We start from the raw sequence: 14,062 nt of genomic DNA, 5'->3' as shown, positions 1-14,062 counted from the left end.
TCGTAGCGTCCGAGCCTCAAAACATTATCGACCAGACCCACATGACCCACGACGAAATCCTTGCCCAGTTCGGCCCTCGCGAAGCCATGGAATACGACGTGGTCGTGGTCGGTGGCGGCCCGGCGGGCCTCTCGACCGCGATCCGCCTGAAGCAGCTGGCTGCCCAGCACGAAAAGGAGATCTCGGTCGTGGTGCTCGAGAAGGGCTCCGAGCCCGGCGCGCACATCCTCTCGGGCGCGATCATGGACCCGCGTGCGCTCAACGAACTGCTGCCCGACTGGAAGCAACTGGGCGCACCGCTGAACCAGCCCGTGACCGACGACGCGATGGTGTTCCTCGGCGAGAAATCGGGCCTGCGCACCCCCAATGCGTTCCTGCCGGCGTGCTTCCAGAACCACGGCAACTACATCATCAGCCTGGGCGCCTTCACCAAGTGGCTGGCGCAGCAGGCCGAGAACCTCGGCGTCGAAATCTTCCCGGGCTTCCCGGCCGCCGAGGTGCTCTACAACGAAAACGGCTCGGTGCGCGGCGTCGCCACCGGCAACATGGGTGTCGGCAAGGATGGCGAGCCGACCGAGAACTTCCAGCTCGGCATGGAGCTCCTGGGCAAGTACACGGTGTTCGCCGAAGGCGCGCGCGGCCACCTGGGCCGCCAGCTCATCAGCAGGTTCAAGCTCGACGAAGGCAAGGACCCGCAGACCTACGGCCTGGGCGTGAAGGAAGTGTGGGAAATCGACCCCAAGCGCCATCAGCCCGGCTTCGTGCTGCACACGGCCGGCTGGCCGATGAAGAGCGACACCTACGGCGGCGCGTTCCTCTATCACATGGAGGACAACAAGGTCACGATGGGCTTCATCACGGGTCTCGACTACAGCAACCCGTACCTCAGCCCCTTCGAGGAAATGCAGCGCTGGAAGCTGCACCCCAACATCCGCTGGTACCTCGAAGGCGACGAGGCCAAGGGCATCAAGCCGGCCAAGCGCATCGGCTACGGCGCGCGCGCCATCACCGCCGGCGGCCTGCAGTCGCTGCCCAAGACGGTGTTCCCGGGCGGTGCGCTGGTCGGCTGCGAAGCCGGCTACCTGAACGTGAGCCGCATCAAGGGCAGCCACGCCGCCATCAAGACCGGCATGCTCTGCGCCGAAGCCGCCTTCGACGCGGTGCAGGCCGGCCGCCAGCACGACGAGCTCACGGCCTACCCGGCCGCGTTCGAGAAGAGCTGGCTGTACACGGAGCTGAAGAAGGCGCGCAACTTCAAGGCCTGGTTCAAGAAGGGCCTGGGCGTTGCCACCCTCATGAACGGCATCGAGCAATGGCTGCTCAAGGGCAACATCCCCTGGACCCTGCGCCGCACCAAGCCCGACCACCTGTACCTGAAGCCCGCGGCCGAGTGCAAGCCCATCGTCTATCCGAAGCCGGACGGCAAGCTCACCTTCGACCGGCTCTCCAGCGTGTTCATCAGCAACACGAACCACGAAGAGCAGCAACCGGCCCACCTGACGCTCAAGGATGCGACGGTGCCCGTCAACATCAACCTCGAGAAGTTCGCCGGCCCCGAGAGCCGCTACTGCCCGGCAGGCGTCTACGAGTTCGTGGGCACCGAAGACGGCAAGCAGCGTCTGCAGATCAACGCGCAGAACTGCGTGCACTGCAAGACCTGCGACATCAAGGACCCGACGCAGAACATCGTGTGGGTCACGCCTGAAGGCGGCGGCGGGCCGAACTACGTGGGCATGTAAGACGCCTGGCCCCTCTTTGGGTGCTTTTCAGAGAGCCCTCTTCGGAGGGCTTTTCTGTTTCTGGCGGGTGTGCGTCCGTGAAACTCCCGACATGCGCAAGCCCCCGCTTGCGGCATAGTCGAATGCGCCTGACGCATTCCTGACCCTGACCACATTCCCCCCGGAGACACCATGAAACTCGGCCACATCGCCGCCGCCTGCCTTTCGCTCGCCCTCTGCACATCCGCCCTCGCACAACAACCGACGGTGCTGAAGATCGGCTATGCGACGTCCAAGGAATCGCACTACGGCGTCGGGTCCACGGTGTTCTGCGACGAGGTCGAGAAGGGCACGCAAGGCCGCTTCAAATGCCAGCACTTCGCCAACTCGGCCCTGGGCGGCGAGCGCGAGCAGATCGAGGCGATCCAGCTGGGCACGCAGGACCTGGTGAACACCTCGACCGGCCCCGTGGGCAACTTCGTGCCCGAGGTCAAGATCGTCGACATCCCCTTCCTCTTTCGCGACTACGACCACGCGCGCAAGGTGATGGACGGCCCCATCGGCCAGGACATCCTCACCAAGTTCCCGAGCAAGGGCATCATCGCGCTGGCATGGACGGAGAACGGCTTTCGCCACATGACGAACAGCAAGCGCGACATCGTCAAGCCCACCGATGCCGCGGGCCTGAAGATGCGCACCATGGAGAACAAGGTTCACATGGACGGCTACCGCACCTTCGGCATCCTGCCGACGCCGATGGCCTTCCCCGAACTCTTCGGCGCGCTGCAGCAGGGCACGGTCGATGGCCAGGAGAACCCGATTCCGGTGATCCTCGCGTCCAAGTTCTCGCAGGTGCAAAAGCACCTGTCGCTCACGGGACACGTGTACTCGCCCGCACTGCTGCTGCTCTCGCCGAAGGTGTGGAACAAGCTGTCGGATGCGGACAAGAAGGTCTTCGTCGATGCGGCCAAGAAGGCTGCGATTGCCCAGCGCAAGAAGGTCAACGACGACGAGAACAACGGCATTGCCCAGCTCGAGAAAGACGGCATGAAGGTCACCAAGGTCGTGGACGGTGCCGCCTTCCGCGAGGCCCTGAAGCCGGCCTATGCGGGCTACGCCAAGGAGTTCGGCGCGGACAACATCAAGAAGATCACGGACGTCCAGTAAGCCTCGCGCGCCAGACCCCAACCGTTCACGCTGAATCCCCAACCGTTCACGCCGAATCCCCCACCGTTCACGCTGAATCTTCCACCGTTCACGCTGAGCCTGTCGAAGCGCCGCGCAAGGCTTCGACAAGCTCAGCCCGAACGGTTTTTTTGTCCCGACCCAAACGGTTTTTTGTCCCGGCCAAACGGTTTTTTGTCCCGGCCCGAACGGTTTTTTCTTTGCTTTCCGCCAGACCCGAGAACAACAACGTGCAAGCCTTCGAGCGCTACTTCCTCACCGCCAACCGCTGGGCGCTGATCCTTCTGCTGGCCGCCATGTCGGTCATCATCTTCACCAACGTCGTCATGCGCTACACCACCAGCAATTCGCTCGAGTGGGCCGAAGAGGTGTCGCGCCACATGATGATCTGGCTCACATTCCTCGGCGCCGGGCCGGTGCTGCGCTACGGCGGCCACATCGCGGTCGAGAACCTTCAGGACGCGTTGCCGCGCGCGGGCGCCATCGCGGTGCGCGCCTTCGTCGCCGCGCTGCTGTTCGCCTTCTTCGGCTTCATGGTCTGGTACGGCTGGCTCTACATGCAGCGCACGATGTTCCAGCTCACCGCCGTCACGCAGATTCCGTTCGCCTACATCTACAGCGCGATGCTGTTCGGCGGCGCGCTTCTGATCGTGCACTGGCTGCTGGTGGTGCGGGGCTATGTGCTGCGGCGCGAGTTCGCGTCGGACGCCCACTTCGACGCCAACGCCTCGGCGTCGCTGTAAGGAGAACGACCATGGATGCCAGCATCGTTCTCATCGTCTCGGCCTGCATTTTCCTGGCCATCGGCGTGCCCGTGGCCTTTGCGCTCGGGCTCTCGACCGTCACCACACTGATCCTCGCGGAGAACTATCCGCTGATGGTGCTGCTGAAGGAAACCTTCACCGGCATCGACAGCTTTCCGCTGATGGCCGTGCCCTTCTTCATCCTCGCGGCCGAGCTCATGAGCGGCGGCTCGCTCACCGAGGTGCTGCTGCGCTTCGCGGGCCAGTTCGTCGGCCACCGGCGCGGGGGCCTGGGCTATACCAACGTGGTGTCGCTCACCTTCTTCTCGGGCATCTCGGGCTCGGCGCTGGCCGATGCGGCGGGGCCGGGATCGATGCTCATCAAGATGATGGACAAGGCCGGCTACGACCGTTCGTACGCGGCGGCGCTCACGGCCTCGACCGCGATCGTCGGGCCGATCATTCCGCCCTCGATCATCATGATCATCTATGCGCTGCAGGACGAGACGGTCTCGGTCGGCACCCTCTTCGCGGCCGGCATCCTGCCCGGCATCCTGATCGCGGTGGCGATGTGCGTGGTGAACTTCTACGTGTCGAAGAAGCGCAACTACAAGGGCGACGGGCAAACGCCGCCGCTGCGCGAAATTCTCATCACGACCTGGAAGGCGATTCCCGCGATCCTCTTGCCCGTGGTGATCCTCGGCGGCATGCGTGCCGGCTGGTTCACGCCGACCGAAGCCTCGGTGGTGGCGGTGTTCTATGCGCTGGTGTGCGGCAAGTTCATCTACCGCACGCTCGAGTGGAAGATGCTGCCCGACATCCTCTCGCGCTCCGCCCTGCTCTCGGCCTCGGTGCTGATCATCATCGGCCTCTCGGCCTCGTTCGCATGGGTGCTGACCATCGAGGGCATTCCGCAGCAGATGGCCGAATGGCTCATCAGCATGAACCTCTCGCCGTGGATGTTCCTCATCATCGTCAACGTGTTCCTGCTGCTGTTCGGCATCTTCATCGAGCCGCTGCCGGGCGTGATGGTGCTGGCGCCGATCCTCGCGCCCGTCGCGATCAAGCTGGGCGTGGACCCAGTGCACTTCGCGATGATCGTGATCTTCAACCTCACGCTCGGGATGATCACGCCGCCGGTCGGCGGGCTGCTGTTCGTGACCTGCAACGTGTCGAAGGTGCCGATGTCGGCGCTGGTGAAGGAGCTGGTGCCGTTCCTGTGGGCGCACGGCGCGGTGCTGATGATCCTGACCTTCGTGCCGGCGCTCAGCACCTGGCTGCCGCGGGCGCTCGGGTTCAAGTAGCGGCGCCGCTGCCTCTGCAGCGGTTCGCTGCCAGAATCGGCGCCACGCCAACAACCGACAACCGAGGGAACCGCTCCATGAACCGACTCGCCACCTGCCTGCTCGCCGCAGGGCTGCTGTCCACGGCCGCACTGGCTGCCACGCCCGCCACGACCCCTGCGGCAAAGCCACCAGCACCTGCCGCATCGGCGGCCGCTGCAGCGGCAACGCCGGCGCCGGCTGCGCCAGCAGCCGCTCCCGCGCAAGCGCCCAGCGCGGGCATCGCCGAAATCGAAACCGCCGTGCGCGCCTGGGCCGACGCCTGGTCCGCACGCGACGTGGACCGCTACCTCGCGGCCTACGCCCCCGACTTCACACCGGCCAGGAAGCAGGACAAGAAGCAGTGGGAAGCCGAGCGGCGCACCCGCATCTCGAACAAGTCGAAGATCAGCGTGACGGTCGACGACCTCGTCATCAGCGTCAACGGCCAGACCGCCAGCGCGCGCTTCAAGCAGGTCTACACCGCCGACAAGCTCAAGAGCACCGACCGCAAGACGCTGGAGCTGCAGCGCGTGGGCGACAAGTGGCTGATCCGCAAGGAAAGCACCGGCGCCTGAAGACTTGAGCGTCCGATGGGGCGGCGGCGGTAATCTCCCTGTAAGCCGAACAGGTTCATGAAGATGTCACCGCTCGCAACGATGCTGCAGCCTTCGATCTTCGAAAGCTGTGGCAGCCATGTTTCCCACCAAGACCGACAAGGCACGCGACGAACTCCAGGGCGGGCAGCGCACGCTCAGCCAGCGTGAACGCGCCCTGCTGCTGATGGCCGACGGCCGGCGCTCGCTGACCGACTTCAGCCCGCTGTTCGCGAACCGCACCGAGGCGGAGCAGGCGATTCAGGCGCTGATGAGCAGGGGCTATCTGCAGGATGCGCAGGCGATGGCCGCTGCTGCTGCGGCTGCTGCGGCTGTACCAACCCCGATGCCGGTGCCCGCGGCCGACCCGATCCGCATCGCCACCTCGGCCGACACCTTCGACGGCAAACGCTCGCTGGCCACCACGCGGATGTTTTTGTTCGACATCTGCGAGCGCATGTTCGTGCGGCGCGACCCCAAGTTCGCCCTGCAGATGCGCGACGCCCTGCGCGAAGCCCGCGACCGCGAGGCGATGCTGACCATCGCCGCGCTGATGCTCAGCGAAATCGAGAAGACGGCCGGCGCCGAGCGGGCCGAATCGCTGCGGGAGCGCATCGAGCGGCTGCTGCCGCCCGCGGAACTGGTGCATTGAAAGTCCACCATGGCCCATTTCAGGCCGTCGTTGAATATCTCGCGGCATCGGTCATTGTTCGAGACATTGGCCTTGCTCATTTGATTCCGCATATCCAGGGCGCAAATTTCAATTCGGTTCGGCGTATTGAATTCGACGCGGCAATGTCCACCGCTTTTGCATTTCATTCAGATCATTATGAAAAAATGCTGAACTGCCCCGACGACTCCGGCAATCTTCGGCAATCGCCGGTGTGAGGCTGCAAAACTTGGCCCGGAATCGCATCAACCGTTATTGACGTGGTCGCCGCCTATGGCGAGCTTTTCGTAAGCCTTGACCTTGTCCGGCGCGCCTTCGAGTGCAGCAATGAGCCACGGCGGTTGGCGGCCCTTTGTTCCCCCCGTCCAGGTCGCGCTGGAATTGGGATCCTTGTACACGGTGCCCTTCACATAGGCCTTGGCTTCCGATGCCTGGCTGCCATTGGGTGAACGCGTGCGTTTTGCGCCCGATTTGTCATAAGGGTCCAGCGCGGCCTTGCCCTCCGGGATGCTGAAGCCGGCTGCCTCGAGCTTCTTCGCATAGGCATCGGCCAGCACCTTTAATTCTTCTCCACGCTTGGCCTGCAATGCCAGCTCCAGTTGGGCCCGTTCATTGTCCATTTCCTGGATGCGCTTCTGGATATCCGCGAAGCTCATATTCCTGGCATCTGTCATTCTTTGCGTTCCTTTGGGGGTGTGTTGGTGTGCCCAATATGCTAGTGCCAAAAGAAGAGGCCAACCAGACGGATTTATCCAAGCCTTGGTGCGGTTCTGCTGCTCCACGCCGAGGCCCGGAATCCCGCGCCGACGCCGTTGAGTTTCGAAGTCGTGCGATTCGTCCACTACACTCGGCGGGGTCAGGAGAGAGCCCCGCACGACGGGGCCGCCGAAGGCGCAGGGGATCCCCGAACGCTCAGGCAAAAGGACTGACAAGGCGCCGGTTCACACCGGCGTTTCCTTGCTGGAGAGAGGCCATCGCACCATGTGCACCGGCCCACCGAAGGAGCAAACCCCGATCGTGGGGCGAATCTCTCAGGTAAAGCGGACAGCAGGGGTGGCCCGTGGCGTTGCAGCCATGGATTTCGACTGCCCCTTTGGAGTGCCCCGTGGCCGCTTCTTCCGCTCCCGATACCCATACCCAACTTCTCAAGACGCCGCTGTACGACCTGCACGTGGAACTCGGCGCCCGCATGGTGCCCTTCGCGGGCTATTCGATGCCGGTCCAGTACCCGGCCGGCCTCATGGCCGAGCACAAGCACACGCGCGATGCGGCCGGCCTCTTCGACATTTCCCATATGGGCCAGCTGCGCCTTGTCGGCCCCGACGCCGCAGCCGCCTTCGAAACCCTGATGCCCGTCGATGTGATCGACCTGCCCGCCGGCAAACAGCGCTACGGTCTGCTGTTGAACGATGAGGGCGGTATCCTCGACGACCTGATGTTCTTCAACGAAGGCCACTGCTCGATCTTCGTGATCGTGAACGGCGCCTGCAAGGTGGCGGACATCGCGCACATCCAGCAGAAGATCGGCGCGCGCTGCGAGGTGCAGCCCCTGCCCGACCATGCACTGCTCGCGCTGCAGGGCCCGCAGGCCGCGGCCACGCTGGCACGGCTGTCGCCCGGCATCGAGCGCTTCGTGTTCATGACGGGCGGCGCGGTGCAGATCGGCGGCATCCCCGCCTTCGTCACGCGCAGCGGCTACACGGGCGAAGACGGTTTCGAGATTTCCGTGGCCGGCAAGGACGCCGACGCCCTCGCCCGCTTGCTGCTGGCCCAGCCCGAGGTCAAGCCCATCGGCTTGGGCGCGCGCAATTCGCTGCGGCTCGAGGCGGGCCTCTGCCTCTATGGCAACGACATCGACACCACCACCACGCCCGTCGAGGCCTCGCTCAACTGGGCGATGCAGAAGGTGCGCCGTGCCGGCGGTGCGCGCGAAGGCGGGTTCCCGGGCGCGGGAAAGATCCTCGCCCAGCTCACAGCCGCGACCGTCGGCGCCGCAGGCCACACCGACCACGACACCTTGAAGCGCAAGCGCGTCGGCCTCGTCGCGCTGGAGCGCATTCCGGTGCGCGACGGCACGATGCTGCAATCCTTCGAAGGCCAGGACATCGGCATCGTCACCAGCGGCCTGCTCGGCCCGAGTGCCGACCGCTGCATCGCGATGGGCTACGTGGCCACGGCGTTCTCCGAGCCCGGCACGCGCGTGCAGGCCATCGTGCGCGGCAAGCCGGTGCCGATGGAAGTCTCGACCATGCCCTTTGTGCCGACCCGCTACTACCGAGGCTGATCGCGGCTGACCGCGGCTAGGCTCTGCATCCCCTTATTCGATTTTTTCCACGAGGAGTTTTCCCATGAGCATCAAGTACACCAAGGACCATGAGTGGGTCTCGGCCGAAGGCGGCGCCGCCACCGTCGGCATCACCGTGCATGCGCAGGACGCGCTGGGCGATGTCGTGTTCGTCGACCTGCCCGAAGTCGGCAAGACCTTCGCGCAGGGCGAAGTCGCCGGCGTCGTCGAATCGGTGAAGGCCGCGGCCGACGTGTTCATGCCCGTGTCGGGCGAGATCACCGAAGTGAACGAAGCGCTGCGCGCCGACCCCTCGCTAGCCAACAGCGACCCGCTGGCCAGCGGCTGGTTCTTCAAGGTCAAGCTGAGCGAGCCCGCGCAGCTCGACGCCCTGCTCGACGCTGCCACCTACGACAAGTTCGCCGCCGAATCCTGATCCCCCGCGTTCCCCGCCTTTCCTTCTTCTCCTCGAGCCTTCACCGCCATGCCGATTCCCGCCCTTCCCTCTTTGCAAGAACTAGAGAACGCCGAAGAATTTCTCGCCCGCCACATCGGCATCGATGCGGCGGACGAGGCGCGCATGCTGCCGGTGATCGGCTCGGAAACGCGGGCGGAACTCATCGACGGCATCGTGCCCGCGGCCATCCGCCGCGCGAAGCCGATGCGCCTTCCGGCCCCGGTGACCGAGGCCGAGGCGCTGGCCGAGCTGAAGGCGATGGCGTCGAAGAACAAGGTGTTCAAGAGCTTCATCGGCCAGGGCTACTACGGCACGCACACGCCGGGCGTTATCTTGCGCAACGTGCTGGAGAACCCCGCCTGGTACACCGCCTACACGCCCTACCAGGCCGAGATTTCGCAGGGCCGCATGGAGGCCCTGCTCAACTTCCAGACGATGGTGTGCGACCTCACGGGCATGGCCATCGCCAACGCGTCGATGCTCGACGAAGCCACGGCCGCAGCCGAGGCGATGACGCTGGCCAAGCGCAGCGTGAAGAGCAAGAGCAACGTGTTCCTGGTCTCTGGCGACTGCCATCCGCAGACCATCGAAGTCATCAAGACGCGCGCCGCGCCGCTGGGCATCGAGGTCAAGGTGAGCACCGTCTCCGAGACGCTGCCGCACCTGATGGCGAGCTGCGAATTCTTCGGCGTGCTCGCGCAGTACCCCGCCACCACCGGCCACGTGCACGACCTGCGTCCGCTCGCGGGCCACGCCCACCAATGCGACGCCGCGTTCTGCGTGGCCGCCGACCTGCTGGCGCTGACGCTGCTCGCGCCTCCGGGCGAATGGGATGCCGACATCGTCTGCGGCACCACGCAGCGCTTCGGCATGCCGCTGTGCAACGGCGGTCCGCACGCCGCATACCTGGCCTGCCGCGATTCGTTCAAGCGGTCGCTGCCGGGCCGCCTGGTCGGCGTGAGCGTCGACTCGCACGGCCAGCCCGCCTACCGCCTCGCGCTGCAGACGCGCGAGCAGCACATCCGCCGCGAGAAGGCCACCTCCAACATCTGTACCGCGCAGGTGCTGCCGGCCGTCGTGGCCAGCATGTACGCCGTGTACCACGGGCCCGATGGCCTAGCCCGCATCGCGCAGCGCGTGGCGGCGCTCACCGCCATCCTGGCGCAAGGCCTCACGCAGATGGGCCGCGCGCCGGTCAATGAATTCGCCTTCGATTCGCTCACGATCCGCACCGGCGACGACACGCCGAAGATCATCGAGCGCGCCACCGCCGCGGGCGTCAACCTGCGCCAGCGGCTGCAGCAGCACCTGGGCATTTCGCTCGACGAAACCACGACGCGCGCCGACATCGAAACGCTCTGGGCCCTGTTCGTGCCTGCCGGCACCGCGATGCCGCGCTTCGACGACCTCGCCAACACCGCGCCGCGCCTGCCCGAAGACCTGCGCCGCAGCAGCGCCTTTCTCACCCACCCGGTGTTCAACACGCACAAGAGCGAGACCGCGATGCTGCGCTACATCCGCAGCCTCTCGGACAAGGATCTCGCGCTCGACCGCAGCATGATCCCGCTCGGCAGTTGCACGATGAAGCTCAACGCGACCAGCGAGATGATCCCGATCACCTGGCCCGAGTTCGCGAACATCCACCCCTTCGCGCCCGCCGAGCAGCAGCTGGGCTATGCGCAGCTCGATGCGCAACTGCGCGCGTGGCTCTGCGAAGCGACCGGCTACGCGGGCATCAGCCTGCAGCCCAATGCGGGATCGCAGGGCGAGTACGCGGGCCTCCTGGCCATCAAGTCCTTCCATGAAGCCAAGGGCCAGGGCCATCGCAACATCTGCCTCATTCCCTCGTCGGCGCACGGCACCAACCCCGCGAGCGCGCAGATGGTGGGCCTGCAGGTGGTGGTGACGGCCTGCGATGCGCAGGGCAACGTCGACATGGACGACCTGAAGCGCGCCTGTGAGAAGCACAGCGACAAGCTGGCCGCGGTGATGATCACCTACCCCAGCACGCACGGCGTGTTCGAGACGCGCGTGAAGGAGCTCTGCGAGTTGGTGCACGAGCACGGCGGCCGCGTGTACGTCGATGGCGCCAACATGAACGCATTGGTCGGCGTGGCCGCGCCGGGCGAGTTCGGAGGCGATGTGAGCCACCTGAACCTGCACAAGACCTTCTGCATTCCGCACGGCGGCGGCGGCCCGGGCGTCGGCCCGGTGTGCGTGGTCGAAGACCTCGTGCCGTACCTGCCGGGCCATGCGACGGCCGGTGTCGCATCGAATGGCGTGGGTGCTGTTTCCGCAGCGCCTCTGGGCAACGCGGCCGTGCTGCCGATCAGCTGGATGTACTGCCGGATGATGGGCGCCAAGGGCCTGCAGGCCGCGACCGAAACGGCCATCCTGAGCGCCAACTACATCAGCGCGCGCCTGAAGGACCACTACCCCACGCTGTACGCGAGCCAAACACCGGAAGGAAAGGGCCACGTCGCGCACGAGTGCATCCTGGACCTGCGCCCGCTCAAGGACACGAGCGGCGTCACCGCCGAAGACGTCGCCAAGCGCCTCATCGACTACGGCTTCCACGCCCCCACGCTGAGCTTCCCCGTGCCCGGCACGCTGATGGTGGAGCCCACCGAGAGCGAGCCGCTGGCCGAGCTCGACCGCTTCATCGACGCGATGATCGCGATCCGCGGCGAGATCCGCCGCATCGAAGAAGGCGTGTGGCCCAAGGAAGACAACCCGCTCAAGCACGCACCGCACACCGCGGCCAGCCTGCTGGGCACCGAATGGGCGCACCCGTACTCGCGCGAACTCGGCGCGTTCCCGCTGGCCGAACTCAAGCTCGCAAAGTACTGGCCGCCGATCGGCCGCGTGGACAACGTGTATGGCGACCGCAACCTGTTCTGCAGTTGCGTGCCGGTGGGCGAGTACGAGGAAACCGAAGCGGCGCGAGGCTGAACGCGCGGGCGCCGCGGCGCCCTGTCCGTCTCAGCGCCTCATCAGACTTGGTCTCAGCCTTCGCGGCGGTACATCGCCCACTTCACCGTGAGGATGTCGGCGGCGATCTTGGCCGCGTTGACCCCGGCATAGGTTCCGGAAGGATCGAATTCGAAGGCCTCCTGGTAGCGCTTGACCTGCGCATAGTCGCGGTCGAAGGTCATCGGCCCCATCAGCTCGGCGGGGTTGATGCCCGTGGGCAACGCCAGGAATTTCTCGGGATCGGTGGCACTCTGGTAGAGGTCGACGCTCAGCAGGCTCATACGGTGTCCTCGAAATTTTTGAAGGTCGGGCCATCATCTGCGGCATCCCGGCCGACCGCAATCGGCCTGCGCCTACATGGCGCGCGGCCTCGGTTCGAGCCCCGCCTCAGGGCTGCTTCTTCTTCGCCAGCTCGCCCGTTGCGATCTGCTGGCGGAACCCGCGCAGGCTGGTCTTCACCTTGCGTTCGTTCTCCGGCCCCATGCGCACCATGATCTTCTGGCCGGAGGACATGGCCTCCAGCTTCGGATCGACGTACTCGTAGCGCACCCACGGGCGCGTGGAGGGCACGTCGCCCTTCACCTCGACCAGCCGCACCTGCACGGGGCCGCTGGGCTCGGGTGCCTGCAAGAGGTGGTCGATCACCGCGATGAGCCGGTCGTTGAAGTAGCGCCCCGGAAAGCCGAGCTCTTCGTACGCCTTCTGGAACAGTGGATAGAGCTTGGCGTACACCGTCGCCGCCTTGGCCGGATCGACCGTTTCGGCGAGCAGCACGATGCCGTTGTAGCGCGCCGCGTTGTTCGCCGCGATGGTCTGCGTGCCGCCCTGCGGGCCATCGGTGATGAAGCGCTGCCCCGTGGGCTGCACCGGCCACGCGCTGGCGGGCGCCTGCTCGCGCGCGAGGTTGTCGACCGTGGCGACGAAGCGCCGCACGATGCCGTCGGAGCGCAGGTATTCGGAAGCGTGCTTGCCACCGAGGAGTTCGGCCAGCGCCTTCATCACACGCGAATCGGATTCGGCGAGCGCCGGCAAGGCGGCATCGGGCGGTGCGAGCGCTTCGATGGGGTTCTGCGGGCCGGTGGGCTCGGTGGCCGCAGGGGCCGGCGCGGGGCCGTCGTTCGGCGCAGTGGCCACCGGCGCGGGCTCGGGCGGCTTCTGCTGTTGCTGGTACCAGCGCCAGCCGAAGAACGCGGCCACCAGCACCACGAGGCCGATGGCGACGATCATGCCGATCGGCGTTTCGCGGCGGGGCCTGAAGTCGGGGGCGTCGTCCCTGGAGCCGGGGGAGTCGTTGTCGGTCATGGCGGCACTTTCCTTTTGCTGAAGGCTGTGTGATGCAGGAGACCGGTCGATGTTGCATCAATCGGCACCGCGTCATGCCACAAGCTCGTAACGCCTTGTGACGCAACCGCCCTCGCGGTGACAACCCAGGTCAGGCTGCGCTGGCCGGCGCGCTCAGCGATTGCAGCCACGCGATCGAGCCCTGCAGCTCGGCCGGCCGGATCTCGTGCGCGCCCGGAAAGTCCGAGCCCGACAACGCCAGCGGCAGCGTGCGCGCCAGCTCGCGCGTGGCCGCCGCGGCGGCCGGCGGAATCACGTTGTCGGCGCTGCCGTGGCTCACCCACAGCGCCTTGCCCTCGAAGGCCTCGGCGGGCGCGATGTGCGGCGCCACCTGCGCGAGCAGCCGGCTGTGCCACACCATCGCGGCGCGCAGCTTCGCGGGCTGCGTGAGCAGCAACGACAGCGCCATGATCCCGCCCTGGCTGAAGCCGCCCACCACGATGCGCTCGGGCGGCACGCCCAATTGCTGCGCGGCGGAATCGATCATCTCGCCGACCAGGAAGCGGCTCTCGCGCTCCTGCTCTTCATCGATGCGGCGCTCGCCGTTCGGCAGCACCTCGAACTCGAACCACGCATAGGCATCGGGCGACAGCACATACGGCGCGCGCAGGCTCAGCACATGAAACTGCGGCGGCATCAGCCGCGCGAGGCCGAACAGGTCCTGCTCGTTGCTGCCGACGCCGTGCATCAGCACAAGCAGCCAGGGCTCGCGCACGTTGGCCTGTGCGCTGTGTTCGAGAAACTTGAGGGGCAGGTGGAGTTGGGTCATGAAT

The 14,062-nt window shown here is 66.0% G+C and carries 14 protein-coding genes and 2 riboswitches; of the genes, 10 read left to right on the top strand and 4 right to left on the bottom strand.

What is annotated here, in order from left to right; genetic code table 11:
• Positions 1 to 41 precede the first annotated feature (41 nt).
• The 7 genes from VARPA_RS11730 to VARPA_RS31025 all read left to right on the top strand — a co-directional run bounded on the left by VARPA_RS11730 (position 42) and on the right by VARPA_RS31025 (position 6,452).
• Entirely contained in the window at positions 42 to 1,739 is a 1,698-nt protein-coding gene (locus VARPA_RS11730) for an electron transfer flavoprotein-ubiquinone oxidoreductase (RefSeq protein ID WP_013540775.1), read from the top strand.
• 171 nt (positions 1,740 to 1,910) lie between these two features.
• Complete coding sequence (locus VARPA_RS11725; RefSeq protein ID WP_013540774.1) at positions 1,911 to 2,885, top strand: TRAP transporter substrate-binding protein; 975 nt, start codon at positions 1,911 to 1,913, stop codon at positions 2,883 to 2,885.
• 248 nt (positions 2,886 to 3,133) lie between these two features.
• The gene (locus VARPA_RS11720; RefSeq protein WP_013540773.1) at positions 3,134 to 3,646 is read left to right on the top strand and encodes a TRAP transporter small permease; all 513 of its coding nucleotides are present in this window, start codon (positions 3,134 to 3,136) and stop codon (positions 3,644 to 3,646) included.
• Positions 3,647 to 3,657: 11 nt separating this feature from the next.
• Complete coding sequence (locus VARPA_RS11715; protein ID WP_013540772.1) at positions 3,658 to 4,950, top strand: TRAP transporter large permease; 1,293 nt, start codon at positions 3,658 to 3,660, stop codon at positions 4,948 to 4,950.
• Positions 4,951 to 5,027: 77 nt separating this feature from the next.
• Positions 5,028 to 5,546, top strand: coding sequence for a YybH family protein (locus tag VARPA_RS11710; RefSeq protein ID WP_013540771.1), 519 nt, complete (start codon positions 5,028 to 5,030; stop codon positions 5,544 to 5,546).
• 118 nt (positions 5,547 to 5,664) lie between these two features.
• Entirely contained in the window at positions 5,665 to 6,216 is a 552-nt protein-coding gene (locus VARPA_RS11705) for a hypothetical protein (protein ID WP_013540770.1), read from the top strand.
• A complete protein-coding gene (locus VARPA_RS31025; protein ID WP_144298966.1) occupies positions 6,213 to 6,452 on the top strand; it encodes a hypothetical protein in 240 nt (79 codons plus the stop codon). The genes VARPA_RS11705 and VARPA_RS31025 overlap by 4 nt, the downstream gene beginning before the upstream one ends.
• A 27-nt stretch (positions 6,453 to 6,479) precedes the next feature.
• Here the strand turns inward: VARPA_RS31025 and VARPA_RS11700 are convergent, their stop codons facing one another.
• A complete protein-coding gene (locus VARPA_RS11700; RefSeq protein ID WP_013540769.1) occupies positions 6,480 to 6,908 on the bottom strand; it encodes an H-NS family nucleoid-associated regulatory protein in 429 nt (142 codons plus the stop codon).
• 181 nt (positions 6,909 to 7,089) lie between these two features.
• A riboswitch (glycine riboswitch) is annotated at positions 7,090 to 7,164 on the top strand.
• 20 nt (positions 7,165 to 7,184) lie between these two features.
• Positions 7,185 to 7,292: riboswitch (glycine riboswitch) on the top strand.
• Between the two features lie 47 nt (positions 7,293 to 7,339).
• Between VARPA_RS11700 and gcvT the strand changes: the two genes are divergently transcribed.
• From gcvT to gcvP, 3 genes are all read left to right on the top strand, one after another.
• On the top strand, positions 7,340 to 8,518 hold the full coding sequence (gene gcvT, locus VARPA_RS11695; protein WP_013540768.1) for a glycine cleavage system aminomethyltransferase GcvT: 1,179 nt from the start codon (positions 7,340 to 7,342) through the stop codon (positions 8,516 to 8,518).
• A gap of 64 nt (positions 8,519 to 8,582) precedes the next feature.
• Positions 8,583 to 8,954, top strand: coding sequence for a glycine cleavage system protein GcvH (gcvH, locus tag VARPA_RS11690; protein ID WP_013540767.1), 372 nt, complete (start codon positions 8,583 to 8,585; stop codon positions 8,952 to 8,954).
• A gap of 48 nt (positions 8,955 to 9,002) precedes the next feature.
• Positions 9,003 to 11,927 (top strand): aminomethyl-transferring glycine dehydrogenase, encoded by a 2,925-nt coding sequence (gene gcvP, locus VARPA_RS11685; RefSeq protein ID WP_013540766.1) that lies wholly within the window; start codon positions 9,003 to 9,005, stop codon positions 11,925 to 11,927.
• 53 nt (positions 11,928 to 11,980) lie between these two features.
• Here the strand turns inward: gcvP and VARPA_RS11680 are convergent, their stop codons facing one another.
• The 3 genes from VARPA_RS11680 to VARPA_RS11670 all read right to left on the bottom strand — a co-directional run bounded on the left by VARPA_RS11680 (position 11,981) and on the right by VARPA_RS11670 (position 14,058).
• Positions 11,981 to 12,229 carry a hypothetical protein gene (locus VARPA_RS11680; RefSeq protein WP_013540765.1) on the bottom strand — a complete coding sequence of 83 codons (249 nt, stop codon included), beginning with the start codon at positions 12,227 to 12,229 and terminating at the stop codon, positions 11,981 to 11,983.
• A gap of 106 nt (positions 12,230 to 12,335) precedes the next feature.
• The gene (locus tag VARPA_RS11675) at positions 12,336 to 13,250 is read right to left on the bottom strand and encodes a DUF3014 domain-containing protein (RefSeq protein WP_013540764.1); all 915 of its coding nucleotides are present in this window, start codon (positions 13,248 to 13,250) and stop codon (positions 12,336 to 12,338) included.
• 130 nt (positions 13,251 to 13,380) lie between these two features.
• Positions 13,381 to 14,058 (bottom strand): alpha/beta hydrolase, encoded by a 678-nt coding sequence (locus VARPA_RS11670; protein WP_013540763.1) that lies wholly within the window; start codon positions 14,056 to 14,058, stop codon positions 13,381 to 13,383.
• Positions 14,059 to 14,062 lie beyond the last annotated feature (4 nt).

Source organism: Variovorax paradoxus EPS, from assembly GCF_000184745.1.
Lineage (GTDB): Bacteria > Pseudomonadota > Gammaproteobacteria > Burkholderiales > Burkholderiaceae_C > Variovorax > Variovorax paradoxus_C.
The sequence above is the reverse complement of the archived record's forward strand: the minus strand, read 5'-3'. Positions and strand labels throughout refer to the sequence as shown.

Excerpts from the sequence above, each read along its gene's own strand:
- VARPA_RS11730 (WP_013540775.1), top strand. The coding sequence starts at position 42 with ATGACCCACGACGAAATCCTTGCCCAGTTCGGCCCTCGCGAAGCCATG.
- VARPA_RS11725 (WP_013540774.1), top strand. The coding sequence starts at position 1,911 with ATGAAACTCGGCCACATCGCCGCCGCCTGCCTTTCGCTCGCCCTCTGC.
- VARPA_RS11715 (WP_013540772.1), top strand. The coding sequence starts at position 3,658 with ATGGATGCCAGCATCGTTCTCATCGTCTCGGCCTGCATTTTCCTGGCC.
- VARPA_RS11710 (WP_013540771.1), top strand. The coding sequence starts at position 5,028 with ATGAACCGACTCGCCACCTGCCTGCTCGCCGCAGGGCTGCTGTCCACG.
- VARPA_RS11705 (WP_013540770.1), top strand. The coding sequence starts at position 5,665 with ATGTTTCCCACCAAGACCGACAAGGCACGCGACGAACTCCAGGGCGGG.
- VARPA_RS11700 (WP_013540769.1), bottom strand. The coding sequence starts at position 6,908 with ATGACAGATGCCAGGAATATGAGCTTCGCGGATATCCAGAAGCGCATC.
- gcvH (WP_013540767.1), top strand. The coding sequence starts at position 8,583 with ATGAGCATCAAGTACACCAAGGACCATGAGTGGGTCTCGGCCGAAGGC.
- gcvP (WP_013540766.1), top strand. The coding sequence starts at position 9,003 with ATGCCGATTCCCGCCCTTCCCTCTTTGCAAGAACTAGAGAACGCCGAA.
- VARPA_RS11680 (WP_013540765.1), bottom strand. The coding sequence starts at position 12,229 with ATGAGCCTGCTGAGCGTCGACCTCTACCAGAGTGCCACCGATCCCGAG.
- VARPA_RS11675 (WP_013540764.1), bottom strand. The coding sequence starts at position 13,250 with ATGACCGACAACGACTCCCCCGGCTCCAGGGACGACGCCCCCGACTTC.
- VARPA_RS11670 (WP_013540763.1), bottom strand. The coding sequence starts at position 14,058 with ATGACCCAACTCCACCTGCCCCTCAAGTTTCTCGAACACAGCGCACAG.